This window comes from Leifsonia sp. RCC_180 (assembly GCF_058138205.1).
Window position 1 is genome coordinate 3,766,316 of sequence record NZ_CP200340.1, and the last position, 24,325, is coordinate 3,790,640.

A 24,325-nucleotide genomic window follows, 5' to 3' on the forward strand; every position below is an offset into this window, starting at 1 on the left:
TCTTATCTAAGACGACAGACCTTCCAGATATGCCCGGAGCCCCTGCGGAGTCGCGAAGACATGCCCGGCGATCCCGAGTGCCTCGGCCCCGCGAACGTTCTCTTCTTTGTTGTCGATGAAGACCGTCTGCTCGGCGGTGATGCCCAGGTCGCCCATGACGTGCTCGAAGATCTCGGCGCTGGGCTTGATGGTGCCGAGCTCGCCGCTGACGAACACCTTCTCGAACAGGTCACCGAGGGTGCCGTGCCGGAAGTAGGAGCCGAAGTCGCGGCCGGCGTTCGAGAGCAGCGCCATCCGTGTGCCGCCAGCCTTCAGGTCGAGGAGGATGTCGAGCGTGTCGTGGTCGATGGTGAGCCAGCTGCGGAAATCGGCCAGCCAGAGGCGGTGGATGGTCGCGTCGCCCCAGCTCTCGCCGAGTTCGCGCTCGATGCCCCGCCAGTACGCCTGGATGCTCAGCGTGCCCTGATCGAGCTGGTTGCGGTGCCGCCAGTAAGCCGGCCAGAACACCTGGGCGTCGCCGCCCGCGATTTCGGTCAGGGCGGCGCGGTCGTCCTCGGTCGGGGTCACCGAGATGACCTCGCCGTAGTCGAACACGATCACCTTTCCGGGGATGCTGATCGCCATGCTCTCAACCTATCGTGAGGGCGGTAGGGGTTCGATGGGTCGTGGGCCGCGATGCGGACCTGACGGCGACGAGGAGCGGAGGCGGCCGGTGACCGGAGGATGGCAGGACTGGGAGGAGCGCGATGCGGCGTCGTGGATCGCGGTGCCCCAGGAGTCGAGCGACAAGTATTCGCGCGGTGTGCTGGGCGTGGTGACCGGCTCCGACCGCTATCCGGGCGCTGCGGTGCTGGGCGTCGAGGGCGCATCCCGAACGGGCGTCGGCATGATCCGCTATCTGGGCGCCGATCGCCCGGCCGAGGAGGTGGTGCGGCGCAGACCCGAGGTGGTCACCGCACCCGGCCGCGTGCAGGCGTGGCTCATCGGTTCTGGCATGGATGCGGCATCCCGGCCAGACGACGACGCACAGCGCCTGCGCTCCGCGCTCCGCGACGGCACGCCGCTCGTCATCGACGCCGGTGCGCTGGATCTGGTCGGACGGGCGTCCGCGCCCGTCATCGTCACGCCGCACTTCCGCGAACTGGCGACCGTGCTGGCGGCCGGCGCCGATGACGACTCCGACGCCGTGACGGCCGACGACATCGCGGCCGACCCTGCCGCCTGGGCCGTACGTGCGGCCGACAGCCTGGGGGTGACCGTGCTCCTCAAGGGCCACACCACGTACGTGGCCGCTCCGGGAGGCCCGCACATCGCGGTGACGGCGGGGCCCGCGTGGCTGGCCACGGCGGGCAGCGGCGACGTTCTGGGAGGGGTGCTCGGTGCTCTGGTCGCCACGCACGCGCGGGAGATCGACGAGGACGGCCACGGCGCCCTTGCCGCACTCGCCGCCACTGCCGCGTGGGTACACGGGCGTGCCGGCGAACGGGCGTCGGACGGTGGCCCGATCGTCGCCCTCGACATCGTCGGCGAGTTGCCCGGGGTGGTGCGAGACCTGCTGCGCTCGGGGGCCTGACCGGATTCAGCCAGGCGTTTCGCTCCGTCCCCTAGGATGTGGCGCTATGGGGATGGAAGCGGTTCCGATCCGCGCCGGATCGACTCCGCGTGCCGAGCAGGCGACCCGTCGGGGGATCCTCTACAGCCCGTATTCGCTGTGGATCGGCTTCCTCGCCGTCCACCTGATCATCAGCGGCCTCGCGCTCGATCAGGGCAAAGGCCTGGGTGACGTCTTCCTGGTCTACAAGCCGTGGGCGCAGCTCGCCGCGCAGGGCACGCAGATCATGGGCGTGAACTCCGACTGGGTGTACCCCTTCGGCGCCATCGTGCCGATCATGCTGCCCCTCCTGTTCGGTGCGGACGGCTACGTCTGGGCGTGGCTGAACATGGTGCTGCTGCTGAACGCCGCGGCCTTCGCGGTGCTGATCGTGGGTCGTGAGCCGCGCCGCCTGATCGCGGCGTGGTGGTGGCTCGGGTTCCTGCTCCTGCTCGGACCGATCGCGGTCGGCCGGCTCGATGCCGTCTCGGCGTCGCTCGCGATCGTCGGACTGCTCTGGCTGACGCTGCATGAGCGCGCCGCCGTCGTCGTGCTGACCGCCGCAACGTGGATCAAGGTCTGGCCCGCAGCGATCCTGCTCGCGGCCGTGGTGGCCCTGCGCTCGCGGTGGCATATCGTCCTCGTCGCCGTGACGACCTCCGCCGTGATCGCGGCGGTGCCACTGATCTTCGGGGCCGGGTGGCACATCCTGAGCTTCATCACTATGCAGACAGACCGTGGGCTGCAGATCGAGGCTCCGGTGAGCACGATCTGGATGTGGCAGGCGGCGTTCGGCGTGCCAGGCGCCGAGGTCTATTACGACCGCGAGCTGCTGACGTTCCAGGTCAGTGGGCAGGGGACCGCGGTCGCGGGCTCGCTGATGAATCCGCTTTTCGCCCTGACGGCGATCGTGGTCATGCTGATCGGTGTCCGGGCGCTGCGCCGAGGGACGCCGTACACGCGGATCCTGCCGGAACTGACGCTCGCGCTCGTGACGGCGTTCATCGCGTTCAACAAGGTCGGCTCGCCGCAGTACGTGGTGTGGCTGGCTGCCCCGGTCGTGATCGGGCTGGCCTACCAGGGGCGCGGATTCCGTACGCCCGCCGTGCTCGTCCTGATCACCGCCGGGCTCACGCAGGTGTTCTACCCGTTCCTCTACGACCTGCTGCTCGTGCCGGAACCCGGGATGGTCGCGGTGCTGACCGTGCGCAACGTGATGTACTTCGTGATACTGGGTTGGAGCATCGCCGCGCTGTGGCGGCGCCGCCACCGCCAGGAGGCGGCAGGCGACCTGGTGCCCGCCCACGCGTGGCCCTTCCGCTCGGCCCCGGATGCGCATCCGGAGCCGGTCGGCGGCAGCGCACGCTGAGAGAAGGAGGAAGACATGCTGGTGGCATTCTCCGTTGCGCCGAGCGGCGGCGAAGGAGCGGACGCATCGGTGCACGACGCGGTCGCCGCGGCGGTCCGCGTGGTGCGCGAGTCGGGGCTCCCGAACCGCACTGACGCGATGTTCACGACCATCGAGGGGGAGTGGGACGAGGTCTTCGATGTGGTCCGCCGGGCCACCGAGGCGGTCGGCCGGTACGGCACGCGGGTCTCCCTCGTGCTGAAGGCCGACATCCGGCCCGGGTACTCTGGCGAGCTCGACGGCAAAGTCGAGCGGCTCGAAGCGGCGCTGGAGCAGGACGACTGACGTGGATGTCTACACCCTGGTCAGCCTGTTCTTCGGCCTGCTCGTCGCTTTCGGCCCCTTCCTCGTGATCGTGGCAGTGCTGGTGGCCGGCGTGCTGCTCGGGTGCGTCATCGTCGCGATCGTGGGCGCCGTGCGCGCCGGGACCAGCCGCCCGGAGGAGACCCGGGATGTGGATGTGGCCGAATTCTTCGAGGAGCAGACCGCGGCCGCAGCCTCCGGCACCACCGACCGAGGCTAAGACGGGCTGTCCTCCGGGAGGATCGGCTCGGCCCGCAACCGCCGGCGCGAAGCCACCTCGGAGGACGCGACGACCAGGACGAGAATCGCGACGGCGCACACGACCGACACCCACGCGGGCAGCCACAGTCCGGCGAGCATCAGCAGCAAGGGGAGCGTGACCGCCGGGATCGCCCAGCGCAGGACCGTCTGCCACGAGTCTCCGAACCGGCGCGCGATGACAGCGTTCGTCACGTAGAACAGGGCGATGCCGCCCCCGAGCGACACCGAGAGCGCGGGCACGAGCGGAACAGCCGGATGGGCGATGGCCGCCGCAAGCGCCGCAGACAACGCCGTGACGCCCGCGAGGAGGAGGAACGGCAGAAAGCCGACGGTGTCCCGGATGCCGCGCATGTCGCCCTTTGCGAGCAGCCGCTCGAGGCCGCTCCGCATGGCGTCCGTACCGTAGAGGAAAAACGACCATGCCAGGCCCGCCGCGATGGCGAGCCCGAGTAACCCCACCACACCGGATGCGATCGTCCAGGTGCTGCTCACGGCGGCCACGACGCTGAGGACGGACTCGCCGAGAACGATGATCACGAGCAACCCGAACCGCTCGGCGAGGTGCTCCACGTTGACGCCCTCGAACGCCCCGGTCGACCAGCGGCTCGTGGTCAACAGCAGGAGCACCACCTCCAGCGCGACCGCGATCGCCCAGAGGATGAAGTCGGCGGGATGCGGCAGCGCGATCGAGACCAGCCAGAGGACCGCCGTGAATCCGTTGTATGCCAGGACCCGGACGCGGGCCGCGGGGCCGGCCGCCCACGACGACTGCACCCAGAGGAACAGGAGCAGGACCCGCAGTGCTCCGTTCCCGGCCGCGAACAGCCAGGCCCGGTCGCCGGCCGCCTCGGGCGCAGCGACCGCCATCGCCCCGATCGGGAGCATGGCGATCAGCATCACGACCGAGAGACGCCGCCGGCTGAACTGCGGGGACAGGTCCACCACGACCGTCAGGTTGACCCACGCCCACCACACCGCGGCGAACAGGGCGACGAAGAGAGCCAAGGTGACGAACGACGGGTGCACATGGAGCACGTGGGCAAGCTGTGCGACCAGGGCGACGAAGACCAGATCGAAGAAGAGTTCCATCCAGTGCACCCGCGAGGGGTCCCTGTCGCCCCAGGCAGCCATGGGGGCAGCGTAGCCGGGTGGAGGGCCGCGGGTCGAAACGATTCGATATAGGCTTGGCGGGTGACCCCCCTTATCGACGGGCCGACGCAGTTGTCGTCGGCCCGCATTCGTCTTGCGCTGCTGGCGCTCGCCCTCGGCGGCTTCGGCATCGGCTCGACCGAGTTCGTCGCGATGGGCCTGCTGCCCAACATCGCGCACGACCTGCTGCCGCAGCTGTACGCGGCCTCCCAGAACGAGGCGAACGCGCAGGCTGGGTGGATCATCTCCGCCTACGCGCTCGGGGTCGTCGTCGGCGCTCCGACCATCGCAGCGTTCGCCGCGCGGTGGCCGCGCAAGAAGCTCCTGCTCTGGCTGCTGGTCGCGTTCACACTCGGCACAGTGGCCTCCGCGGTCGCGCCGACGTTCCAGCTGGTCCTTCTCGCCCGCTTCATCTCGGCGCTGCCGCACGGCGCCTACTTCGGCATCGCCTCCCTGGTCGCAGCCTCCCTGATGGGGCCGGGCAAGCGCGGCCGCGGGGTGGCCTTCGTCCTCTCCGGGCTGACCATCGCCAACGTCATCGGGGTTCCGACGATCACCTGGATCGGTCAGCACAGCGGCTGGCGCATCGCCTACCTGGTGGTCGCCGCGATCTTCGCCCTCACCTTCGCAGCGGTCGCGTTCCTGGTGCCGTGGCAGGCGGGTGACGCCCGCGCGACGGTCAAGAACGAGCTGCGCGCCTTCACCCGGCTGCAGGTCTGGATGGCACTGCTCATCGGCGCCGTCGGGTTCGGCGGCTTCTTCGCCGTCTACACGTACATCGCCCCGATCGTGACGAGCGTGGCCGGCTACCCGGAGTCCTTCGTGCCGTTCGTCCTCGTCGTCGCCGGGCTCGGGATGACCGTCGGCAACATCCTCGGCGGACGCGCCGCCGACCACAGCGTCCCTCGCAGCATGCTGCTGTTCTTCGTGATCCTGCTGATCGGGCTCGGCGTGCTGTGGCTCACCGCCGCCAGCATGGTGGGGCTGATGGTGTCGATCTTCGTCGTGTCGGGCGCGTGCTCGGCGCTCTCGCCGACCATCCAGACCCGCCTGATGGATGTGGCGCGAGACAGTCAGTCCATCGCCGCGGCCCTCAACCACTCGGCGCTCAACATCGCCAACGCGTCGGGCGCCTTCCTCGGCGGGCTGACCATCGCGGCAGGCCTCGGCTACCTGTCACCGGTCGTCGTCGGTGCGGTCCTCGCGATCGCCGGTCTCGGCCTCGCGTTGGCCTCCTTTGGAATCGACCGTTCCCGGGTCCGGCGCGGCGTGAACACCGGCGCGGTGCAGGCGCAGCGGCCGGAACCAGTGCGCGTCGACTGACGCGTCGCCGGCCGGGTGATGTGGGTCTCCGCAGCCATCGCCGACGGCACCTTGACCTGAATCGACAGGGAACGACGCGGTTGGCGCCGAAAAGCGGTCAGGCTGAGCGGGCCGTGTCGTCCCGCCCCTATGCTGACCAGGTTCTATAGGAATCTGGAATTGATGAGGTGCAGCAGTGGGGCGATCGGTCGGTGTTGATTCTGGGCAGTTGCGGGCGGGTGCGAAGGTGTTGCATTCGGCTGTCGCTGTGTATAGGCCGTCCGTGATCGACTCGGACGGGTTCGGCGCGGGGGTGTCGCGGGGCGGGATCGACGGGTTCGAGCGGTATTGGGTTCCGGGTGTCTCGGCCGTGACGGAGAGTTTTGCGGCGCTGGGGGATGCCCTGAAGGCTGCGGCGGATTCGTGTGAGCAGCGTGATGCCGCCGACGCTGAGCGTTTCCGGAGTGGTGGGGGCGAGTATTTTGGGTTCTAGGGCGTCGGACTGGTCTCCGGTCGGGTTCGATGAGGACCCGACGCCGGGGGAGCACGACACGGTCGGGATAGCGGCGACCGATTTGCGCACCGTGTCGGATTTGCTGATGCATCAGGCGGCTGAGGCGGACCGGGTGTTGAACACGATCCTGGGGACGTCGTCGTGGTCGGGTTTGGCTGCTGAGGCGTTCTCTGAGCGGTTGCGGGCGGTGAAGGCTGCTGCGCTGGACACGGCGGCACGGCACGCGGAAGGTGCTGCTGCAACGCGTGTCTGGGCCGCCTCGATGGAGGACGCTCAGGGCGAGGCGGATGCGGCGTTGCACGAGGCGGTGCAGGCGCTAGAAGACGTGGAGGCGGCGGAAGCCTCAGTCATGGCACTGGGTGCTGAGCATGCTGTGCTGCTTGCGGCGTTGAGTGCGGTGGAGAAGGCGTATCGGTCGCCGGAGAAGCCGCCGCCCGGGAAAGCGGCTCCGTCAGCGTCCGAGCTGACCGCGGCGCGGAAGCGAGAGCATGCTGTCGACGAGCGGTTGGTCCACGCCAACTCTTTGCTCGAGGACGCGCAGGAGCGTCTGGCGAGGGCGAAGCGGAAAGCGGCGCAGGCTAAACACGAGTACGACGCCGGCGAGAAGTCGTTCGCTCATGCCCTGGATGCCACCCATCACGGTGCTCTCGCGCATCCCTCGAAACCGGAGTTGAAGGCGTTCACCTCCACGATCGGCAAACTGGCCACGATCGATCCGTCGGCGAGTGTGAACTCAGTACTGATGGATTCGTTGACCCGGTTGACCCCGGCCGAGCTGGCGGCGCTGGTCGCGGAAGACCCGAAACTGTTGCAGGAGTTCTGGCAGCACCCGCCCTCCCCGGACAAGGTCGCGAAGTGGTGGTCCAGCCTCGGTGCGGCCGATTCCCCGGCGAAGGCGGCGCTAATCAAGGCGGTGCCAGGCATCCTGGGTAACCTGGCCGGGCTGCCGTATTCAGTCCGCAACACCTGCAACCTGGCCGCGTACAGAGACGCACAAGCTCACAGGGCAAAGCTCACCGCGGAACAGCGCAAAGTGGTCGACGCGTTGGCGAAGGTGCTCAACAAGGGCTCAGCATCGTTGGTGTGCTTCAACCTGGATGCGTCCGTGCCGATGGTCGCCGTCGGATACGGGGACCTGGACACTGCGGACACGGTCACCTGGGCCGCCCCGGGGATGCTGTCCGATGCCGCCGACGCCACCACAAGCTGGTCCCAGTCCGCTTGGAATCTGTTCGACCAGCAGAACAGCCTGGATGGTCGTTCGCATGGTGTGGTGGGCTGGTTGGGGTATGACACTCCAGACATGGTCAGTGTGAACAATCCGGCGTCGGCGCAGGACGGGGCGTGGCGGTTCGCCACCGAGCTGGATGGCACGCACGCTGCTCGTGCGGCGAACCGGGCAGTGCCTGTCCCGTATGTGTCGGTGCTGGCCCATTCGTATGGGACGACGATGGCGGCGGACGCGTTGACGCATACGAAGTATCAGGTGGATTCGTTCACGATGCTGGGCTCCGCGGGAATTGACACGAGCGTGGTGCACTCGTTGACGGATCTGCATGTGAAGCAGGCGGGCGGGTCTCCTGCGATCTACACCACAGCGGCGAGGCTGGATTTCCTGGCCCCGTTCGGTTCGGCAACAGCGGGGCGTGCGGAGCCTAACCCGGAGGCGACCCATTCCCCGGGTGCGCTTCTGGCGCCGGGGATCGTGGTCAAACCGCCGAAGTCGATGCCGGGTGCGCAGTCTTTCTCCTCAGAAGGCGCTGTGCTGCCTGGTGGTGAGGTGTTGAAACAAACCCGGGGGCACAGTGCGCTGGGCGATACACCGAACGGGTCGGATCCGCTCAACGGCACCGCGCCAGAAGGCCACGGTTACCTCGACCCGGACACGGAGGCTCTCTGGAACGCAGGGCTTACGTCGATCGGTCGACCGGGCGAGGTCGCCGATGGGGCGAGGCCGACCCGGTGAGCGGCCCGTCGGGAACAAGTGTTGGTCGTTTCGTGAAATCGATGGGTCTGGCTGTGGTGACGGTTATGACGGTGTCGTTACTTGGAGGTTGTATGTCTGTTCCTGCTGTCAGTGGCCCGCACGCTATGCAAAGCCCGGGCACCCCGCAGAAGGCGATCACGCAACTGCTCACCCAGTACGTGGACCTCACCGAGGCCGCCATCGCCGCCACCGGCGTCACCGACGGGTGGATGAGCGGTGCGATCCAGGAGCACAAACCGTGGGACCCGGCCTCTGAAGACTTACATCTGGCACCGTGCTCCAGCGTCGGCTCGGATGACGCCTCTCAGATCGATGACTCAGTTGCTCACCTCGCGTTCGAACATGACCCTCACCCCATCGCGGACAAGCTCACCGCGTACTGGAAGAGCCAAGGGTTCACGGTTGAGCGAACCGTCGACTGGACCAGCCCCTCGGGAACCATCGGTATCGCAATCCGTGCCACCCGCGCAGACGGTGTCTACTACGGACTCACCGCCACAAATGAACAAGTAGCTATCAGAGTCTCCACGGAGTGCTCCACCGACTCCTCCATCGATGACTGGGCGGAGGCCCGGGTGCAGAAACGCCTGGACTCCCTCCACCCGACACCCAGCGCGCCCGCGCCTTCTCCGACCTCCACCGCGGCGCCGTTGCCCTCTTCAGCGGGGATGCCGGACGCCAATGGATGGTTCTGGTGATCGATCGTTAGTGACGCGGCGTACGATGCGACGACGCGGCGGAGGCGTCCGCTGAGCTCGCGGCCCGCATGCCGGGCCCGGACTCCCACCCACGGCAGCATCGAAGGCTGGCGACGGCCGCTCAGCGGCTTGCCGCTCAGTCGTTCTGGAGCAGGATGCCGTCCTGGATCGCGCGCTTCCGCAACGCCACCTTCGTCCCGACGTCGTACCCGGCGACCCGGTACTTCTCGCGGATGCGCTTCAGGTAGCTCTTTGCCGTCTCGTCCGAGATGCCGAGCTGGAACGCCACCGCCTTGACCGGCTCGCCAGCGCCGTACAGCGCCATGACCCGGCGCTCCTGGGCGCTCAGCTTCGGTGCTCCGCCGACCTCACCCGCGTTCAGCGCGAGGTCGAGCTCCGTCGAGATGAACGACTCGCCCTTGCGGGCGGCGCGGATCGCCTCGACGATCATCTCCGCATCCTCGCTCTTCACCAGGTAGCCCATGGCGCCGGCCGCGAGGGCCTCGCGCACGACCGCCGGCTCGGAGTACGTGCTCATGAGCACGGTCGCCACACCGGTCGTCTTGAGGGTCGACAGCTTGAGCGAGATCGGGATGTTGTCCTTCAGGTCGAGATCCAGCAGGACCACGTCGACCGGGAACTCGGGATGCGTCAGCAGTTCCGGCCAGCTGGCGACGGCCGCGACCATGCGGATGTCGTCCGCGACGCTGCGGATCCACTCGGTCAGTGCTCCGAGGAGCATCTTGTGGTCGTCGACGATCGCGATCCGAATCGGCGGTTCCTCAGCCATGGGGTGCCTCTCTCTCTGCCGGTCCAGCCGGGTCACATCAGCTCGGCTGACGTGTCGCTCACCGTGGTGATCTCGATGTGCAGTGTCGATCCGGAGAACGACTCGACGTAGCGGCCTACTTTACGGATAGCTTGCCATGCCGCCGGGTCTACCCCGTTTCGCGGCACACCGCTGGTCGAGATCGCGATCGTCATCGTCGCGCGCGGATTGGACGTGCGGGGATACGTCCCGACGGGCCGTGCGAGGTCGAGCGTCAGCGTGCGCGGCTGCCCGGCGCCGGTCCGCACGGGGTCGCTGATCAGCAGCCACACCGCGGTGAGGAGCCCGTCGCGCTGGTCCCGGCTGAGGCCGGCGGCGAGGCCGTCGGGGTCCGTGAGGGTGACCGACGGACCCAGCAGGGCCGATTCGGTGACCGCGTGGTAGAGCCAGGTCTCCTTGCGGCCCTGGATGAGATGGAGGCGCAGTTCGGTGGCGATGCTGGCCGCCGCATCCGCCGTGTCCTGATCGAGCGGGAGGGCCGTGCGTCCGGTCGCGACGCCGTCGAGGAGGCGCTCGGCGGCGAGGTCGAGCCGGGCGAGCTCCTCCGAGGCGAGCATCCCGATCGCGTAACCGGGGGAGACGACGGTGCTCTGCACCTGGACCAGGTCGAGTTCGAGTTGCACGAGCGTGCGCAGTGACCGCACGATCTGGACGCCCACGACCGGCGGCGCCACGGCGATGGCGACGGTGACGAGCCCGGGGCCGAGGAGCTGGGGGTCGGGAATCGCGCGCGCGATCACGACGGCCAGGAGGACGCCGCCGAGTACGCCGGCCGCGATCACGATGTCGCGCGCCGGTCGCACGGGCACGCACAGCAGCAGGGCGGGGCCGACCGCCGCCGCAGCCGTGAGGGGCGCGGTGGCGCCCCCGACCGGCCAACTTCCTGCGATGTCGAGCGCGACCGCGGCCGCCCAGACCGCGAGGGCGCCCAGGAACAGCCACAGGGGCAGCTCGTCCGGCAGCCGGAAGCGGAGGACCAGGGCGGCGACCAGCGTGACGGCGACGAGCACCCAGGCCGCGACGGAGAGCCCGAGCATCGGGTACTCGGAGACGTTCAGCCCGAAGAGGATCAGGAGGAAGGCGATCAGCGCCACCGTGGCGACGTTGAAGCCGACGTCGAGGCGTGCCCGGCCGAGCGCATCCCGCTCGTCGCCGGCAGCCACGCGGCCTATCGAGCTGCGGGGGACCATCCGCTCGTCGACGCGGGTCACTTCGGCACCTCGAGCACGACGGTCGTGCCGCTGCCGGGGGAGGAGAAGAGTCGTGCGTTGCCGCCGACATCCCGCAACCGCGCCACGATCGACTCCGTGAAGCCCAGCCTGCCGCTGTCGATCGTCGCCACGTCGAACCCCTTGCCGGCGTCGGTGACCATCGCGCGCACGTTGGCCTCGTCGTCGGTGATCGTCACATGCGCTTCCTTCACGCCCGAATGCCGCCGGACATTCTCCAGGCACTCGCCGAGGGCGAGGAGGAAGGCGTCGAGCACGTCGCTCGGGAGGAGCACCTGTCCGGCCCCGTGCCAGTTGACCTCCAGCCCCATCCGGCGGAAGCGCTGCTTCACCGACTCGAGGGTGTTGCCGAGCGTGGACTCCTCCACCGGCTTCAGCTTGTAGTCGCCCGAGCGCGAAGGGTCGGGTGTGAAGCCGAGCCGCAACTGCCGCAAGAGGGCCGCATCCTCCGCCGCCTGCTCGCGCAGTGCGCCGTGGCTGACGCCGACGCCGGAGTGGGCGAGCAGGGTGAGAGTCGCAAGCACCGTGTCGTGCAGCAGGCGGGCGCTCTGACGGCGCCGTGCCTCGGTCTCGCTCGCCTGGCGCTCGACGCGGTACGCGCGGCTCATGGTCGAGATGCGCTTGAGGGTTCGTGGGACCGTGCGCGAGAGCCACACGCCGGTGGCTGTGAGGGCGATCCAGCCGGTCATCGTGAAGACAAGAGGTTCGATCATCCGCGAGCCGGTCATCCCGAGGGTCACGCCCAGCGCGGCAACGGTCAGGGCGGCCGAGGCGACGAGCAGGACCAGCCGGGCGCGGGAGGTCACGGCGACCACGCAGATGCACGCCACCGACGCCGCACCGATCACGCCGACCGCACTGATCGCCGAGGGGCCGAGGGCCGTGCCCGGGAGGAGGTGGAGCAGGATGAGCGCGAGGCCGCAGACCACGATGACCCACATCCACAGGGTCAAGCGGAGCAGCGCGGCGAGCTGGTATTGCGCGACGCCGAGGCACACGATCAGCACCACGGAGGCGAGGTACAGGGGGAGCGGGAGCGAACCGGGGACGCTCAAGCAGAGCAGGGCAGTGACCGTGGCTGTCAGACCGACGGTGCGGGCCGTCGCCGCCAGGAGCCGGTCACGCTCCTTCTGGATGCGCGACATGCCCCTCCATCCCTCGTCAGTCAGCGAGCAGCCGCCTCAGCTGGGCGCCGACGGCGTCGTCTTCGATCAAGAACCCGTCGTGGCCGAAGTCCGAGCGGATCACCACTGGAACTCTACCGTCCAGCGTGTCCGGAACATGGTAGGCGATCTGCTTCTGTCCCTCGACGGGGAACAGCCGGTCGCTGTCGATCCCGACGACGAGGGTGCGGGCGGTCACCCGCGACAGGGCCGCAGCGAGCCCGCCACGGCCGCGCCCGACATCGTGGGAGTTCATCGCTTCGACCAGCGTGAGGTAGCTGTTGGCGTCGAAGCGGCGGGTGAACTTGTTGCCGTGGAAGTCGAGGTACGACTCGACGGCGAAGCGGCCGCCGCCGCCCAGCGGGCTGATGCCGCTCTGCCAGGCGCGCTCGAAGCGGACGTTCAGCTCGGACGGGCTGCGGTAGTTCAGCAGCGCCATCCGGCGCGCGAGGGCGAGCCCGCGATGCGGTCCGTTGCCGTCGCCGGCGTCGTAGTACTGACCGCCGCGGAAGAGCGGGTCGGTGCGGACCGCCTCGATCTGCACCGAGTTCAGCGCGATCTGGTCGGCGGTCGAATGCGGGGGAGCGGCGATGACGGCAAGCCGCTCGACCCGATCCGGGTACATGACCGCCCACTCCAGCGCCTGCATCCCGCCCATCGAGCCGCCGATGACGGCCGCCCAGCGGTCCACCCCGATCGCGTCGGCGAACGCCGCTTGCGCGGCCACCTGGTCGCGGATGGTCGTGAAGGGGAAGCGCGCGCCCCACTCGGCGCCGTCGGGCGCGAGCGACGCGGGACCGGTCGTGCCCTGGCAGCCGCCCAGCATGTTGGGTGCCACGACGAACCAGCGGTCCGTGTCGATGGCCTTGCCGGGGCCGATGATGCCCTCCCACCAGCCAGGTGTGCGGTGCCCGCGGGCCGCCGGCCCGACCGCGTGCGAGTCGCCGGTCAGCGCGTGCAGCACAAGCACGGCGTTGTCGCGCTCGGCAGTCAGCTCGCCCCAGGTCTCATACGCGACCCGGACGAACGGGAGGCTGTCGCCGCTCTCGAACGAGAAGGCGCCGATCCCGGCGAACTGACGGTCACCCGGTGCGTCCGACTCCTTCCAGGCGCCGCTCGCGGGCGGCTTGCCGAGCAGCGTCCGCGCCTGGGCGTCCGTGATGAAACTCGACGGCGCCGTGTCGGCGGATGTCTGCCACTCCATAGCGTCCATTCTCCCGGAGCCGGCGCGCTTGCTGGTCTGTGTTACGCGCTACGCCATTGCGGCCATGCCTCCGCGGCGCCCACATCGGGCGTGGTACCTCTGATGTTTCATCGAAAATTTGGGAGTCCTGTGCTGATTTTCATCACCATCGGCATTGTCGGGCTGGCCGTGCTGTTGCTTGCGGCTGTCTTCGGCGAACTCTTCGATCTGCTCGACGGTGGCGTTTCAGGCACCGGTCTCGGTGCTGGGCTATCCGTCTTCGGCGCATCGGGCGTCCTCGTTATCGCGCTCGCCTTGCCGGTCGTTGTCGCATACGTTGTGGCGATCGCTGTGGGAATTGTGACGCTCGTCTGCGTGCAGACAGTCATCCGCCGTCTGAAGCAGACAGAAGACACCGGCACCAACGATCCGACCGGCCTTACCGGGGTGGCCCGCACCCGCGTCTACCGTGAGGGAGGCGAGGTCAGCCTGGACGGCCCGTACGAGCTGGAGACACGGCTTGCGACTAGTGCTGAGGACATCCCGGCGGGCGGACTGGTGCGGGTCGTCTCACTGAGCGGGTCTCGCGTTCGGGTCGAAGCGCTGGACCTCACCAACCACCGAAAGGACTGAATCCATTGGATGCATACATCGGGGTGATCGCGGTGCTCGTGATCGTCGTCGCCGTGATCTCCGTCTTCATCTTCATCAGCAAACGCATCCGCCGGGTCGCGCCGAACGAAGCGCTCGTGGTCGTGGGCCGGGGAACGGGCCGTCCGACCGCCGCGGACGAACACGGCCCCAGGGTCGTGATCGGCGGACGAGTGTTCATCTGGCCCATCCTGCAGCAGGGATTCTCAATCTCCCTCGAGCAGCGGCAGATCGGCATCGTCGTGGAGGGTGTCGACGCGAACTTCATCAAACTGGCGATCCATGCGAGCGTCAACTTCAAGGTCTCCGGAACCCCGGAGGGCGTCCGGAGGGCCGCCCAGCGGTTCCTCGACCAGCAGGACTCGCTGACCCAGATCATCCAGCAGTCCCTGGAGGGCTCGCTTCGGTCGATCATCGGCAACATGCCGGTCACCGAGATCATCTCCAATCGAAATGCGCTGTCGGAGGGTGTGGTCGAGGCAACCAAGATGGATCTCGCCGAACAAGGTCTTCAGGTGGACCTTCTCAACATCTCCGACATCTCCACACCGGGGACTACGTATCTGGCCGATCTCGGCCGTGCCGAGGCGGCCTTGGCGAGGCAGAACGCCGAGATCAAGGAGGCCGGGACGGCGAGGGAGAGCGAGTTCGCACGCATCGAGGCGGCCGAGCAGATCGCCGAGCGGCAGAAGGACCTGAGCCTCAAGCAGGCGGCCATCAAGGCCGAGACCGATCGCGCCAACGCTGAAGCGGCCGCCTCCGGGCAGTTGGCGCAGGCGGAACAGGAGCGACTCGTCGCGACCGAGGAGCGAGAAGCCCTCGCCGAGAAGGCGAAGGTGGAGCAGGAACGCCTCGATATCGAAGTGCGGAAACCCGCGGAGGCCGATGCGTATGCGACGGTCCAGCGCGCGCAGGCCGAGCGTGATGCGACGAACGCTGCCACGGAGGCCGATGCCTTCAAGCGGCGGACGATCGCAGAAGCTAACAAGATCGCCGCCGTTCAGGATGCCCAGGCCGCAGCAGAATCGGTAAGGCTCGCGGGCGAGGCGGAACGGGATCGCCAGGTGGCGATGGCGACGGGTGTGCGCGCCGAGGGTGAGGCTCGAGCTGCGGCGATCGAGGCCGAGGGACTTGCGGAGGCGCGCGCGACAGACGCCAAGGCGGAGGCACTGCGGAAGCTGGGTGACGCCGGCCTTGCATCGGAGATCATCGAGCGGCTGCCCGAGATCACCCGCGCTGTTGCTGAGCCGCTCGGGAACATCGATTCGCTGACCGTGATCAGCACCGACGGAGCTTCCGCGGTGACGAAGACGGTGGGACAGGTGGTCAGTCAGGTGCCGGCGGTCGTGAAGGACCTCACCGGCATCGACCTGGGCGCTGTCCTCGGGTCGATCGCTGGAGGTGCGCTCGTCTCGGCAGGCGGCCCGGCGAAGGAATCGGTAGTGTCAACGCGCTGATCCTCCACGAGAGCCGCCGAATACGCGAAGACTGCACGCGAAACCGGAGTTTCGCGTGCAGTCTTCGCGTACTGGATGGGGTGAGGAAGGGACGTTACGCGCGCGCAGCCTCCGCCACCGAGCGGGCGGCGGCAAGCCCGGCGGTGAGGTCCGCCTTGAGGTCGTCGACGTTCTCCAGGCCCACCGAGAGGCGCACGAGGCCCGGCGTGACGCCCGCGGTGAGCTGCTGCTCCGGGGTCAGCTGGGAGTGCGTGGTCGACGCCGGGTGGATGACGAGGCTGCGCACGTCGCCGATGTTGGCGAGGTGGCTGAACAGCGAGAGGTTGTCGACGAGGGCCGCGCCCGCATCCACACCGCCCTTCAGCTCGAACGACAGCACCGCGCCGACGCCCTTGGGCGCGTACTTGTTGGCGGTGGCGTACCAGGGGCTCGTCGGCAGGCCCGAGTAGTTCACCGTCGCGACGTCGGGGTGCGACTCGAGGAACTCCGCGATCTCCTGCGCGTTCTGGGTGTGACGCTCGACGCGCAGCGAGAGGGTCTCGATGCCCTGGATGAGCTGCCAGGCGCTCGCCGGAGCGATGGCCGCACCGAGGTCGCGGAGCAGCTGCACGCGCGCCTTGATGATGTAGGCGAGACCGTCGCCGACCGCAGCCGTGTAGCTGGCGCCGTGGTACGACGGGTCCGGCTCGGTGAGCCCCGGGAACTTCTCGACGTTCTTCGACCACTCGTACGTGCCACCGTCGACGATGATGCCGCCGATGACCGTGCCGTGTCCGCCGAGGAACTTCGTCGCCGAGTGCACGATGATGTCGGCACCGTGCTCGAACGGGCGGATCAGGTACGGGGTCGCGATCGTATTGTCGACGATCAGCGGGACGCCGGCCTCGTGCGCCACGCCGGCGACGAGCTCGATGTCGAGGATGTTGATCTTCGGGTTGCCGATGGTCTCGGCGAAGAACAGCTTCGTGTTCGGGCGGACAGCGCGGCGCCACTCCTCGGCGTCGTCCTGGTTCTCCACGAACGTCGTCTCGATGCCGAGCTTCGCGAGCGTGTACTTGAACAGGTTGTACGTGCCGCCGTAGATCGAGCTGGAGGAGACGATGTGGTCGCCCGCCTGGGCGATGTTCAGCACCGCGAAGGTCTCGGCCGCCTGGCCGGACGCGACGAGGAGGGCCCCGGTGCCCCCTTCGAGCGCGGCGACGCGCTCCTCGACGACGGCCTGCGTCGGGTTCTGGATGCGCGTGTAGATGTTGCCGAACTCGGCCAGCGCGAAGAGGTTCTTGGCGTGCTCGGCATTGTTGAACACGTACGAGGTGGTCTGGTAGATCGGGGTGGCGCGGGCGTTCGTCACCGGGTCCGGCGCGGCGCCGGAGTGGATCTGCTTGGTTTCGAACTGCCAGTCGGCGGCATCGGTCATGGCGTCTCTCCTTCGGGTGTGAGGTCCAGAGTGTGCAAGCGGTCTGCCACCGCTGTCGTCAAGCAGGCTATTCGGGGGCCCGCGCGGGAGCAACGTATCCGAAACACGCCGTAACCCGCCACAATGTGCTCATGGGTAGACGGGTTGTCGTGACGGGAGCGAGTTCGGGGATCGGAGCGGCGGCCGTGCGCACGTTCCGTGCGGAGGGCTGGGACGTGGTCGGCGTCGCCCGGCGGCAGGACCGCCTGGACGCGCTCGCCGAGGAGACCGGCGCGGAGGTGTTCGTCGCCGACCTGACGAAGCAGGAGGAGGTCGACGCCCTGCGCGACCACCTGGCGGCGACCGGCGGCATCCACGCGCTCGTCAACAACGCGGGTGGCGCCCACGGCCTCGACTCGGTGGAGTCATCCAGCGTCGACGACTGGGTCTGGATGTACGAGATCAACGTCATCGCCACCAAGCGGGTGATCTCGGCGCTGCTGCCGTTGCTCCGACGGGGTGCGGCGGAGACCGGGCACGCCGACATCTGCGTCGTCACTTCCATCGCCGGCCTCACCGCCTATGTCGGGGGCGGCGGCTACAACGCCGCCAAGTTCGCCGAGCACGCCCTCACCGAGGTGCTGCGCCTCGAGCTGAACGGCGAGCCGATCCGGGTGGTCGAGGTGGCCCCGGGGATGGTCGCGACCGAGGAGTTCTCACTCGTGAGGTTCGGGGGCGACCAGGCGAGGCGCGACGCGGTCTACGAGGACGTCCCCGAGCCGCTCTCGGCCGAAGATGTCGCCGGGACGATCGTGCACGCGCTGACCCTTCCGCGGCATGTCGACCTCGACCTGATCGTCGTGAAGCCGGTGGCGCAGGCCGCGCCGTACCGGCTTCACAAGGGCGAGCTCAGCGTCAAGGACTGACATGGCGAAGGAGGAGGTGAACCCGAGACGCGACCGCTGGGAACGGGCGACCGCCTGGCCCGGGGTCGCCGCGAGCGTCCTCTTCCTCATCGCGTACTCCTGGAACATCCTCGAGGAGCACAAATCGCGTGCACTGACCGTCACCCTGATCGCCATCCTGGTCGTCGTCTGGCTGTTCTTCCTCGGCGACTTCGTGATCCGGCTGATGCTGTCGAAGGACAAGGGGTCCTTCGTCCGGCACAACCCGGTCGATCTGCTCTCCGTGTTCCTGCCCATGGCGCGGCCGTTCCGTCTGCTGACGAGCCTGCATCGCATCCCGGCCCTCGGCGGCGATTCCGGATCGCACCTCCGGCGGCGGGTGATCATCACCGCAGCCAGCTTCATCGTGATGTTCATCTACGTCATCTCGCTCGCCGTGTTCCAAGCCGAGCGGTACGCGCACGGGTCCAATATCCGCTCGTTCGGCGACTCGGTCTGGTGGGCCTGCGTCACGATGTCGACGGTCGGCTATGGCGACTACTACCCCGTGACGATCCAAGGGCGCGTCCTCGCGGTCGTCCTGATGATCGGAGGGATCGTGATCGTCGGAACTGCGAGCGCCACGATCGTCAGCTACCTCACCGACCGCACGCAGCGGTTGCGCGCCGAACGGGAACGCAATCACCCGCGCGACAGCGGTCACGACCGGGGCTGAGCCGCAGGTTCACTCCGCAGCCACGTCGACGCAGGCGCGCAGCAGCTCCAGCGCCTGCCGCCCGTCCCGCACCGTGAACTCCTGGCGATCGCCGGCGCGATCGCGCACCGCCCGCTGCAGCAGTTCGGCGTGCTCCGGCCAGCGTTCGGCGGCGTAGTCCGCGGCGGCCGTCTTCGAGAGCACTTCGCCGGTGTCGATCGTCGCGACCAGCCGGATGGGGCCGAGCGCCACCCAGCGGACCGTCTCGGGGCGGAGCGGCGATCCCTCCTCCCGCCCGGCCAGTTCCTGCTCGAGGCTCTCGCCGATGCGCTGCCAGTAGTCGAGCAGGTTCTGGCGCGAGAACGCGACAACGCCCTCCTGGGTCCCGGCGTAGCGATCGGCCACCGGGGTCCAGATGACGTCGCCGCCGTCGACGACGCCCTGCACGCCCGACTCCAGCTCGCGCCAGGTGATCCAGCTAAGCTGCGCCCCCTCCAGCTGCGACACCAGCACCCCCTCCACGACCTGCGGCGCGGTCTGGATGACCTCCGGCCCGCGGGCGAGTTCCGACTCGGTCAGGTACACGCCGTCGATGTGCGGATCCGAGGCCGCATGCAGTTCGGCGAGGGCCGGGAGGTCGTTCACCGGGTCGCGGGTGACGACGAAGACGACGTCGATGTCGGAGACTCCGGGATGCCAGTCCCCGGTGGCGGCGGAGCCGGTCACGACCGCACGGCTGACCAGCCCCGGCGCCCGGCGCCGTTGTTCGAGCAGGAACTCGGTGAGCGCGTCGGCGACGGCGGGAGGCAGCTGGTCGTTCATGTCACTCCTGGGCGGATAGCACGGGCTCGCCGGGCTCGATCGTTTCGGCGTCCGCGAAGGCGAGTCGCGGCACGAAGAAGAGGAGCACCGCGGCGACCAGCGCGCCGAGGCCGCAGATGGTCCAGACGGTCATGTAACCGAGGAGGCTCGCGGCGGTGGCCGTCACGGTCGCGGCGCCCGCGAGCAGCACGACGCCGAACACCGCCGAGGCGAACGATCCGCCGATCGTCTTGGTGGTGTTCGTGAGGGCAGTGGCGACGCCGGTCTGGCCGCGTGGCGCTGCGGCGGCGGCAGCGGCCGGGAGCGCGCCGACCAGAGCGCCCGAGCCGATGCCCGCGATCGCCATGTTGGTGAACACCTGCCAGGTCTCGAGGTGGAAGGGCAGGAAGAGCAGGTAGCCGATCGCGACCAGGAACGACGCGCCGATCAGGGTCACCCGCGGCGTCAGCCACGACGAGACCACCGGGAACAGCAGCGCGCCGACGATCATCGAGATCAGGTAGGCGCCGATCAGGATGCTGCGCTGGCCGGCCGAGAGTCCGAGCCCGTAGCCGTTGGCCGGGTCGGTCCCCGCGTAGGTGCTGAGGGGCGCCTGCGCGCCGAGCAGGCTGATCCCGATGAGGCCCGCCGTGAGCTGCACCGGCCACATGGACGGGCGGCGCAGCACCCGCAGGTCGATCGCCGGATCGGCCTGCCTCAGCTCCCACCGGCCGAAGGGGATGAACGCGAGCACGCCGAGGACGATGAGCGCCCAGACCCACCAGGTGCCGACTCCGTTGAGGCGCAGGAAGGTGAGTCCCGACGTGATGAGCAGAAGGCCGAGCGCGAGGAGCGTGAACCCGATGCCGTCGAGGATGCGGCCCGGCCCCGGCTCCGACTCGGGCACGCCGAACAGGATCGCGAAGAAGACGAGCGTGACGGCGACCGCCGGCACGATCAGCGTCAGCGTGACGTCGCCGCCGAACGCTTCGAACAGGAGGCCCGCCCCGATCGCGCCGACGATGGCCCCGGCCTCGAGGGCGACGACGAGCAGCCCTGCCGCGCGTCGGGTCCCCGACGCGGCGCTCCCCGTCCGGCGTCCCCGGTCGAAGATCAGCGCCACCTCCAGCGGCAGCCAGACGACGTAGAAGCCTTGGAGCGCGAACGCGATCAGGTAGGTGGCGAAGTCGCCGGAGAACGCGAGCGCCCACGTCGAGAGGGCGGTGAGGGCGGTGGCGATGAGCAGGATGCGCTTGTGCCCGAACATGTCGCCGAGCTTCGCGAGCACCGGCACCACCAGGGCCGAGAGCAGCAGCTGCGCGGCCTCGAACCAGTTGTAGTCGGCGTCGTGGATGCCCAGATGCTGCACGATGTCGGAGATCAGCGGGACGTAGTACCCCTGCAGGATGCCGCTGGTCAGCTCCACCAGGGCGAGCCAGCCGATGAGGCCCGCCGCCGCGCCGATCGCGACGGTCGCCCTGCGTTGGGCCGACGTCTTCTCCGAGGTCATGCGCGGATGCTAACACCCGCATGGCCCCGGTACGGTAGAGCAATGGCCAGCGAACTCGACGATTCCGGTGCAGACGTTCTCCAGGAGACGGAACGCGAGGTACTGGGATGGCTGGAGTTCGGTGAGGCGTCCCGCCACCTGGCCGGCGAGGTCGTCGAGTCCGGCTTCGAACCGGACATGGTCGTGGCGATCGCGCGCGGCGGCCTCCTGCTTGCGGGCGCCATCTCCTACGCCCTCGGAATCAAGGCCTGCGGCGCGCTGAACGTCGAGTTCTACACCGGCGTCGACACGCGCCTCCCGGAGCCGGTCGTGCTTCCTCCGCTGCTCGACTCGGCCGCGCTCGACGCCAAGCGCGTCCTGCTGGTGGATGACGTCTCCGACTCGGGTCGAACGCTCGCCATGGTGGTCGACCTGATCGCCGCCTCGGGCGCGGACGTCCGCACCGTGTGCCTGTACTCGAAGCCGAGGACCGTGCTCGAGCCGGACTTCGTGTGGCGTCGCACCGATCGCTGGATCACGTTCCCGTGGTCGGCGCTCCCGCCGGTCACCGCAGCGACCCACTGAGGCCGCGCGTGCCGAAGTCCCTGGCCGAGCTGGCCGCCGACGGCGCGATGGACCCGGGATGGGCCACTGCGCTCGAACCCGTCGCCGACCGCATCGCCGCGATGGGGGAGTTCCTCCGCGCCGAGGTTGCGGCGGGCCGTCCGTACCTGCCGGCGGGTGACGCCGTCCTTCGGGCGTTCCGGGCACCCCTTGCGGATGTCCGCATCCTCATCGTCGGCCAGGATCCGTACCCGACGCCCGGGCACCCGATCGGCCTCTCCTTCGCGGTGGATCGCCACGTGCGTCCGCTGCCGAGGAGCCTGCAGAACATCTACCGCGAGCTGCGCGACGACCTCGGGGTGGTCCCGCCGCCGCACGGCGACCTGAGCGCGTGGTCCGACCACGGCGTGATGCTGCTCAACCGCGTCCTCACAGTCCGCCCGGGCGAGCCCGCGTCGCACCGTGGGAAAGGATGGGAGGCGGTGACCGAGCACGCCATCCGCTCGCTCGTCGCCCGGGGCCGGCCGTTCGTGTCGATCCTTTGGGGGAGGGACGCCTCCACTCTGAAGCCGCTGCTCGACGGCAACCCGGTCATCGAATCGGCGCACCCGAGTCCGCTTTCGGCTTCCCGCGGGTTCTTCGGGTCGAAGCCCTTCTCCCGGGCGAACGCCCTGCTCGAGCGCGCAGGCGAGAAGCCGGTGGACTGGTCGCTCGAACCGTAACCCGCACGCAATACGGGCGACGTAGGCTTGTTGCCGTGCTGGAAGAGGAATACGAGCCGCGTCGCGTCCTGCCGCCGCACCTGCGCAAGCAGGAGCCGGCGGAGACGCCGTTCGAGTACGCCATCCGCGAGGCGCGACCGGAAGACCTTCCGCACATCCGCGAGATCTACAACCACTACGTGGCCAACAGCACCGTCACCTTCGACGAGGATGCTATGACGCTGCGCGAGTGGAAGAGCAAGTTCGCCTACCTGAAAAAGCTCGGGATGCCGTTCATCGTGGCCGAGTCGCCGAAGGGACAGATCCTCGGCTACGCACTGGTGCAGCCGTGGAAGCAGAAGCGCGCCTACCGCTACACCGTCGAGAACTCGATCTACCTGGGCGCTGCGTCGACCGGGAAGGGCCTGGGACCTGTGCTCATGCAGGAGCTGATCGACCGCTCCAAGGCAGCAGGCCTCAAGGAGATCATCGCCGTCATCGCCGACAAGGGCGCCGACGCCTCGATCAGGATGCACGAGAACTTCGGCTTCACCGAGATCGGCCGGATGGGGCGCGTCGGCTACAAGTTCGACCGGTGGCTGGGCACGGTCCTGATGCAGAAGTCGCTGAAGTAGAACTTCTCACTCACGGGCTCCCGCCGTCGGCGGCTGACCGGCGCTAGGCTCGCGGCGTGACCACCATGACACCCGGAACCGGACAGGTCGCCTCCGTCGCCCCGGCGGTGCCCGCGAACCTGCCGCTGCGCAAGCGCCCTGTCGACATCTTCTTCATCGTGATGTTCTCGCTGTTCATCGTGACCTGCATCATCAGTGACGCCATCCCCACGCTCGGCATCCCGCAGACCGCGACGACGACGAACATCCTCGCGCAGTGGAACTACACGTACTCGTCGCAGTACGACCCGCTCTACATGCACGAGCCGCTGTGGCTGCGGTTCATCACGGGCACCAGCGCCTTCGTCTACCTGCCGTTCTACGTGCTGCTGGTGATCTCCCTGGTGAAGGGCTTCAACTGGATCCAGCTGTTCGCCGTCATCTACGCCACCATGATCATCAGCCTCACCGCGATCCCCATCTTCGGCGTCGAGTTCTTCGGCCCGGTGGGGGAGCGCACGCCGAACCCGATCGTGTTCCTGCTGTACAACGGGCCGTACGTGCTCGTCCCGCTGCTTCTGCTCATCCGGATGCGCAAGCCGTTGCCGTTCACGAGGAGGTTCTGAGATGCCGCTGCTGGAAGACCTGACCGTCTACGAGGACGGCGAACGCTACGACGTGTACGACCACTCCTTCCCGGACGAGGATGCGGAACTCGGCCGCGGCCGGTTCCTCGGCGAGGTGACCATCACGCCGGAGGGCGAGTACGTCCCCTCCGGCGAGGGCGCACGGTACGACTACATCCCCCCGGCGCGCACCATCGACGAGGCGCTCGCCGCGTTCGTCGGCTCCGCCTGATCCGCCTGATCTGAGCGCCGCCGTTTGTCGCATCCGCCCCTGCTCGAACAGCGGCGGATGCGACGAGCGGCAGCGTTCGGCTACGCGGGGTGCTTCGCGCCCAACTCGAGGAGGCCGACCCCGCCGATCACGAGCACCAGGCCCGCGATCTGCACCCAGGTCAGCGACTCCTTGAAGAACACCCACGAGATGATCGCGATCGCGGCGACGCCGACGGCGGACCAGATCGCGTAGGCGATCCCGAGCGGGACGCCGCGTCCGAGCGCCAGCGACAGCGCGAAGAACGACGCGAGGTAGCCGACCACGACGATGACGAAGGCCCACCACTTCGGGTTCTCGCCCGAGGTGAATTTCAGGAACGTGGTCGCGACGACTTCGGTCGCGATGGCGACCGCGAGAAAGAGATAGCCCACGCGACACACGCTAGCGAACGGCGACTCCGAGCACCGCCCTATGAGTTCGCTGCGCGTTCTGTCGCTCGTCACCGAACCGGCCTAGCCTGGGCTCGCCTACATCGTCGGACGGAGTGGTGTACCGCTCCCTTCGAGTGAGGCCGATGGCATGAAACCGTGGCCGGA

At 68.6% G+C, this 24,325-nt stretch carries 26 protein-coding genes; 16 read left to right on the forward strand and 10 right to left on the reverse strand.

What is annotated here, in order from left to right:
• Positions 1 to 6: 6 nt before the first annotated feature.
• Positions 7 to 624 (reverse strand): HAD family hydrolase, encoded by a 618-nt coding sequence (locus AB7E03_RS18445; protein WP_489942755.1) that lies wholly within the window; start codon positions 622 to 624, stop codon positions 7 to 9.
• A gap of 88 nt (positions 625 to 712) precedes the next feature.
• Between AB7E03_RS18445 and AB7E03_RS18450 the strand changes: the two genes are divergently transcribed.
• From AB7E03_RS18450 to AB7E03_RS18465, 4 genes are read left to right on the forward strand one after another with little or no spacing between them, the layout of a single operon-like run.
• Positions 713 to 1,573 (forward strand): ADP-dependent NAD(P)H-hydrate dehydratase, encoded by an 861-nt coding sequence (locus AB7E03_RS18450; RefSeq protein WP_489942756.1) that lies wholly within the window; start codon positions 713 to 715, stop codon positions 1,571 to 1,573.
• Between the two features lie 46 nt (positions 1,574 to 1,619).
• The gene (locus AB7E03_RS18455) at positions 1,620 to 2,960 is read left to right on the forward strand and encodes a hypothetical protein (protein ID WP_489942757.1); all 1,341 of its coding nucleotides are present in this window, start codon (positions 1,620 to 1,622) and stop codon (positions 2,958 to 2,960) included.
• 15 nt (positions 2,961 to 2,975) lie between these two features.
• On the forward strand, positions 2,976 to 3,284 hold the full coding sequence (locus AB7E03_RS18460; RefSeq protein ID WP_489942758.1) for a thiamine-binding protein: 309 nt from the start codon (positions 2,976 to 2,978) through the stop codon (positions 3,282 to 3,284).
• Position 3,285: 1 nt separating this feature from the next.
• Positions 3,286 to 3,522, forward strand: a complete 237-nt coding sequence (locus AB7E03_RS18465; protein ID WP_489942759.1) for a hypothetical protein — start codon at positions 3,286 to 3,288, stop codon at positions 3,520 to 3,522.
• On the opposite strand, the gene AB7E03_RS18470 is transcribed toward AB7E03_RS18465, so the two are convergent.
• On the reverse strand, positions 3,519 to 4,694 hold the full coding sequence (locus AB7E03_RS18470) for a low temperature requirement protein A (RefSeq protein WP_489942760.1): 1,176 nt from the start codon (positions 4,692 to 4,694) through the stop codon (positions 3,519 to 3,521). The two genes, AB7E03_RS18465 and AB7E03_RS18470, sit on opposite strands and share 4 nt — an antisense overlap.
• 60 nt (positions 4,695 to 4,754) lie before the next feature.
• Here AB7E03_RS18470 and AB7E03_RS18475 point away from each other — a divergent pair, with 60 nt between their 5' ends.
• The 3 genes from AB7E03_RS18475 (at position 4,755) to AB7E03_RS18485 (ending at position 9,213) form a co-directional block, all read left to right on the forward strand.
• Positions 4,755 to 6,035: an MFS transporter gene (locus AB7E03_RS18475; RefSeq protein ID WP_489942761.1), complete on the forward strand. Its 1,281-nt coding sequence runs from the start codon at positions 4,755 to 4,757 to the stop codon at positions 6,033 to 6,035.
• Between the two features lie 404 nt (positions 6,036 to 6,439).
• On the forward strand, positions 6,440 to 8,494 hold the full coding sequence (locus tag AB7E03_RS18480; RefSeq protein WP_489942762.1) for an alpha/beta hydrolase: 2,055 nt from the start codon (positions 6,440 to 6,442) through the stop codon (positions 8,492 to 8,494).
• Positions 8,495 to 8,586: 92 nt separating this feature from the next.
• Positions 8,587 to 9,213 carry a hypothetical protein gene (locus tag AB7E03_RS18485; RefSeq protein ID WP_489942763.1) on the forward strand — a complete coding sequence of 209 codons (627 nt, stop codon included), beginning with the start codon at positions 8,587 to 8,589 and terminating at the stop codon, positions 9,211 to 9,213.
• A 136-nt stretch (positions 9,214 to 9,349) separates the two neighbouring features.
• Here the strand turns inward: AB7E03_RS18485 and AB7E03_RS18490 are convergent, their stop codons facing one another.
• Genes AB7E03_RS18490 through metX form a run of 4 tightly spaced genes read right to left on the reverse strand, consistent with a single transcriptional unit; the run spans position 9,350 to position 13,638 of the window.
• A complete protein-coding gene (locus tag AB7E03_RS18490; protein ID WP_489942764.1) occupies positions 9,350 to 10,003 on the reverse strand; it encodes a response regulator in 654 nt (217 codons plus the stop codon).
• Positions 10,004 to 10,035: 32 nt separating this feature from the next.
• The gene (locus AB7E03_RS18495) at positions 10,036 to 11,253 is read right to left on the reverse strand and encodes a hypothetical protein (RefSeq protein WP_489942765.1); all 1,218 of its coding nucleotides are present in this window, start codon (positions 11,251 to 11,253) and stop codon (positions 10,036 to 10,038) included.
• Positions 11,250 to 12,416: a sensor histidine kinase gene (locus AB7E03_RS18500; protein WP_489942766.1), complete on the reverse strand. Its 1,167-nt coding sequence runs from the start codon at positions 12,414 to 12,416 to the stop codon at positions 11,250 to 11,252. The genes AB7E03_RS18495 and AB7E03_RS18500 overlap by 4 nt, the downstream gene beginning before the upstream one ends.
• A gap of 16 nt (positions 12,417 to 12,432) precedes the next feature.
• Positions 12,433 to 13,638: a homoserine O-acetyltransferase MetX gene (gene metX / locus AB7E03_RS18505; RefSeq protein WP_489942767.1), complete on the reverse strand. Its 1,206-nt coding sequence runs from the start codon at positions 13,636 to 13,638 to the stop codon at positions 12,433 to 12,435.
• A 129-nt stretch (positions 13,639 to 13,767) separates the two neighbouring features.
• On the opposite strand from metX, the gene AB7E03_RS18510 reads away from it, so the two are divergent.
• A complete protein-coding gene (locus AB7E03_RS18510; RefSeq protein ID WP_489942768.1) occupies positions 13,768 to 14,250 on the forward strand; it encodes an NfeD family protein in 483 nt (160 codons plus the stop codon).
• A 5-nt stretch (positions 14,251 to 14,255) separates the two neighbouring features.
• Complete coding sequence (locus tag AB7E03_RS18515) at positions 14,256 to 15,725, forward strand: flotillin family protein (RefSeq protein ID WP_489942769.1); 1,470 nt, start codon at positions 14,256 to 14,258, stop codon at positions 15,723 to 15,725.
• 94 nt (positions 15,726 to 15,819) lie between these two features.
• Here AB7E03_RS18515 and AB7E03_RS18520 read toward each other — a convergent pair whose 3' ends face one another.
• A complete protein-coding gene (locus AB7E03_RS18520; protein WP_489942770.1) occupies positions 15,820 to 17,142 on the reverse strand; it encodes a bifunctional o-acetylhomoserine/o-acetylserine sulfhydrylase in 1,323 nt (440 codons plus the stop codon).
• A gap of 131 nt (positions 17,143 to 17,273) precedes the next feature.
• Here AB7E03_RS18520 and AB7E03_RS18525 point away from each other — a divergent pair, with 131 nt between their 5' ends.
• Both AB7E03_RS18525 and AB7E03_RS18530 read left to right on the forward strand, forming a co-directional pair.
• Entirely contained in the window at positions 17,274 to 18,047 is a 774-nt protein-coding gene (locus AB7E03_RS18525) for an SDR family oxidoreductase (RefSeq protein ID WP_489942771.1), read from the forward strand.
• A gap of 1 nt (position 18,048) precedes the next feature.
• Positions 18,049 to 18,741 (forward strand): potassium channel family protein, encoded by a 693-nt coding sequence (locus AB7E03_RS18530; protein ID WP_489942772.1) that lies wholly within the window; start codon positions 18,049 to 18,051, stop codon positions 18,739 to 18,741.
• A gap of 9 nt (positions 18,742 to 18,750) precedes the next feature.
• Here the strand turns inward: AB7E03_RS18530 and AB7E03_RS18535 are convergent, their stop codons facing one another.
• Positions 18,751 to 19,542, reverse strand: a complete 792-nt coding sequence (locus tag AB7E03_RS18535) for a nucleotidyltransferase domain-containing protein (protein WP_489942773.1) — start codon at positions 19,540 to 19,542, stop codon at positions 18,751 to 18,753.
• Position 19,543: 1 nt separating this feature from the next.
• Positions 19,544 to 21,031 carry an MFS transporter gene (locus AB7E03_RS18540; RefSeq protein ID WP_489942774.1) on the reverse strand — a complete coding sequence of 496 codons (1,488 nt, stop codon included), beginning with the start codon at positions 21,029 to 21,031 and terminating at the stop codon, positions 19,544 to 19,546.
• A 42-nt stretch (positions 21,032 to 21,073) separates the two neighbouring features.
• Here AB7E03_RS18540 and AB7E03_RS18545 point away from each other — a divergent pair, with 42 nt between their 5' ends.
• The 5 genes from AB7E03_RS18545 to AB7E03_RS18565 all read left to right on the forward strand — a co-directional run bounded on the left by AB7E03_RS18545 (position 21,074) and on the right by AB7E03_RS18565 (position 23,747).
• The gene (locus AB7E03_RS18545) at positions 21,074 to 21,595 is read left to right on the forward strand and encodes a phosphoribosyltransferase (protein ID WP_441783926.1); all 522 of its coding nucleotides are present in this window, start codon (positions 21,074 to 21,076) and stop codon (positions 21,593 to 21,595) included.
• An 8-nt stretch (positions 21,596 to 21,603) separates the two neighbouring features.
• A complete protein-coding gene (locus tag AB7E03_RS18550) occupies positions 21,604 to 22,296 on the forward strand; it encodes a uracil-DNA glycosylase (RefSeq protein WP_489942775.1) in 693 nt (230 codons plus the stop codon).
• A gap of 35 nt (positions 22,297 to 22,331) precedes the next feature.
• Positions 22,332 to 22,910 (forward strand): GNAT family N-acetyltransferase, encoded by a 579-nt coding sequence (locus AB7E03_RS18555; RefSeq protein ID WP_489942776.1) that lies wholly within the window; start codon positions 22,332 to 22,334, stop codon positions 22,908 to 22,910.
• A 65-nt stretch (positions 22,911 to 22,975) separates the two neighbouring features.
• Positions 22,976 to 23,515, forward strand: a complete 540-nt coding sequence (locus tag AB7E03_RS18560) for a DUF2781 domain-containing protein (RefSeq protein ID WP_489942935.1) — start codon at positions 22,976 to 22,978, stop codon at positions 23,513 to 23,515.
• A gap of 1 nt (position 23,516) precedes the next feature.
• Positions 23,517 to 23,747 (forward strand): hypothetical protein, encoded by a 231-nt coding sequence (locus tag AB7E03_RS18565; protein WP_489942777.1) that lies wholly within the window; start codon positions 23,517 to 23,519, stop codon positions 23,745 to 23,747.
• An 80-nt stretch (positions 23,748 to 23,827) separates the two neighbouring features.
• On the opposite strand, the gene AB7E03_RS18570 is transcribed toward AB7E03_RS18565, so the two are convergent.
• Entirely contained in the window at positions 23,828 to 24,160 is a 333-nt protein-coding gene (locus tag AB7E03_RS18570; RefSeq protein ID WP_441783931.1) for a DMT family transporter, read from the reverse strand.
• Positions 24,161 to 24,325: the final 165 nt, after the last annotated feature.

Coding starts and splice junctions, on each gene's coding strand:
- AB7E03_RS18445 (WP_489942755.1), bottom strand. CDS start 624: ATGGCGATCAGCATCCCCGGAAAGGTGATCGTGTTCGACTACGGCGAG.
- AB7E03_RS18455 (WP_489942757.1), top strand. CDS start 1,620: ATGGGGATGGAAGCGGTTCCGATCCGCGCCGGATCGACTCCGCGTGCC.
- AB7E03_RS18460 (WP_489942758.1), top strand. CDS start 2,976: ATGCTGGTGGCATTCTCCGTTGCGCCGAGCGGCGGCGAAGGAGCGGAC.
- AB7E03_RS18470 (WP_489942760.1), bottom strand. CDS start 4,694: ATGGCTGCCTGGGGCGACAGGGACCCCTCGCGGGTGCACTGGATGGAA.
- AB7E03_RS18485 (WP_489942763.1), top strand. CDS start 8,587: ATGTCTGTTCCTGCTGTCAGTGGCCCGCACGCTATGCAAAGCCCGGGC.
- AB7E03_RS18490 (WP_489942764.1), bottom strand. CDS start 10,003: ATGGCTGAGGAACCGCCGATTCGGATCGCGATCGTCGACGACCACAAG.
- AB7E03_RS18500 (WP_489942766.1), bottom strand. CDS start 12,416: ATGTCGCGCATCCAGAAGGAGCGTGACCGGCTCCTGGCGGCGACGGCC.
- metX (WP_489942767.1), bottom strand. CDS start 13,638: ATGGAGTGGCAGACATCCGCCGACACGGCGCCGTCGAGTTTCATCACG.
- AB7E03_RS18520 (WP_489942770.1), bottom strand. CDS start 17,142: ATGACCGATGCCGCCGACTGGCAGTTCGAAACCAAGCAGATCCACTCC.
- AB7E03_RS18525 (WP_489942771.1), top strand. CDS start 17,274: ATGGGTAGACGGGTTGTCGTGACGGGAGCGAGTTCGGGGATCGGAGCG.
- AB7E03_RS18530 (WP_489942772.1), top strand. CDS start 18,049: ATGGCGAAGGAGGAGGTGAACCCGAGACGCGACCGCTGGGAACGGGCG.
- AB7E03_RS18535 (WP_489942773.1), bottom strand. CDS start 19,542: ATGAACGACCAGCTGCCTCCCGCCGTCGCCGACGCGCTCACCGAGTTC.
- AB7E03_RS18540 (WP_489942774.1), bottom strand. CDS start 21,031: ATGACCTCGGAGAAGACGTCGGCCCAACGCAGGGCGACCGTCGCGATC.
- AB7E03_RS18545 (WP_441783926.1), top strand. CDS start 21,074: ATGGCCAGCGAACTCGACGATTCCGGTGCAGACGTTCTCCAGGAGACG.
- AB7E03_RS18560 (WP_489942935.1), top strand. CDS start 22,976: ATGACACCCGGAACCGGACAGGTCGCCTCCGTCGCCCCGGCGGTGCCC.
- AB7E03_RS18565 (WP_489942777.1), top strand. CDS start 23,517: ATGCCGCTGCTGGAAGACCTGACCGTCTACGAGGACGGCGAACGCTAC.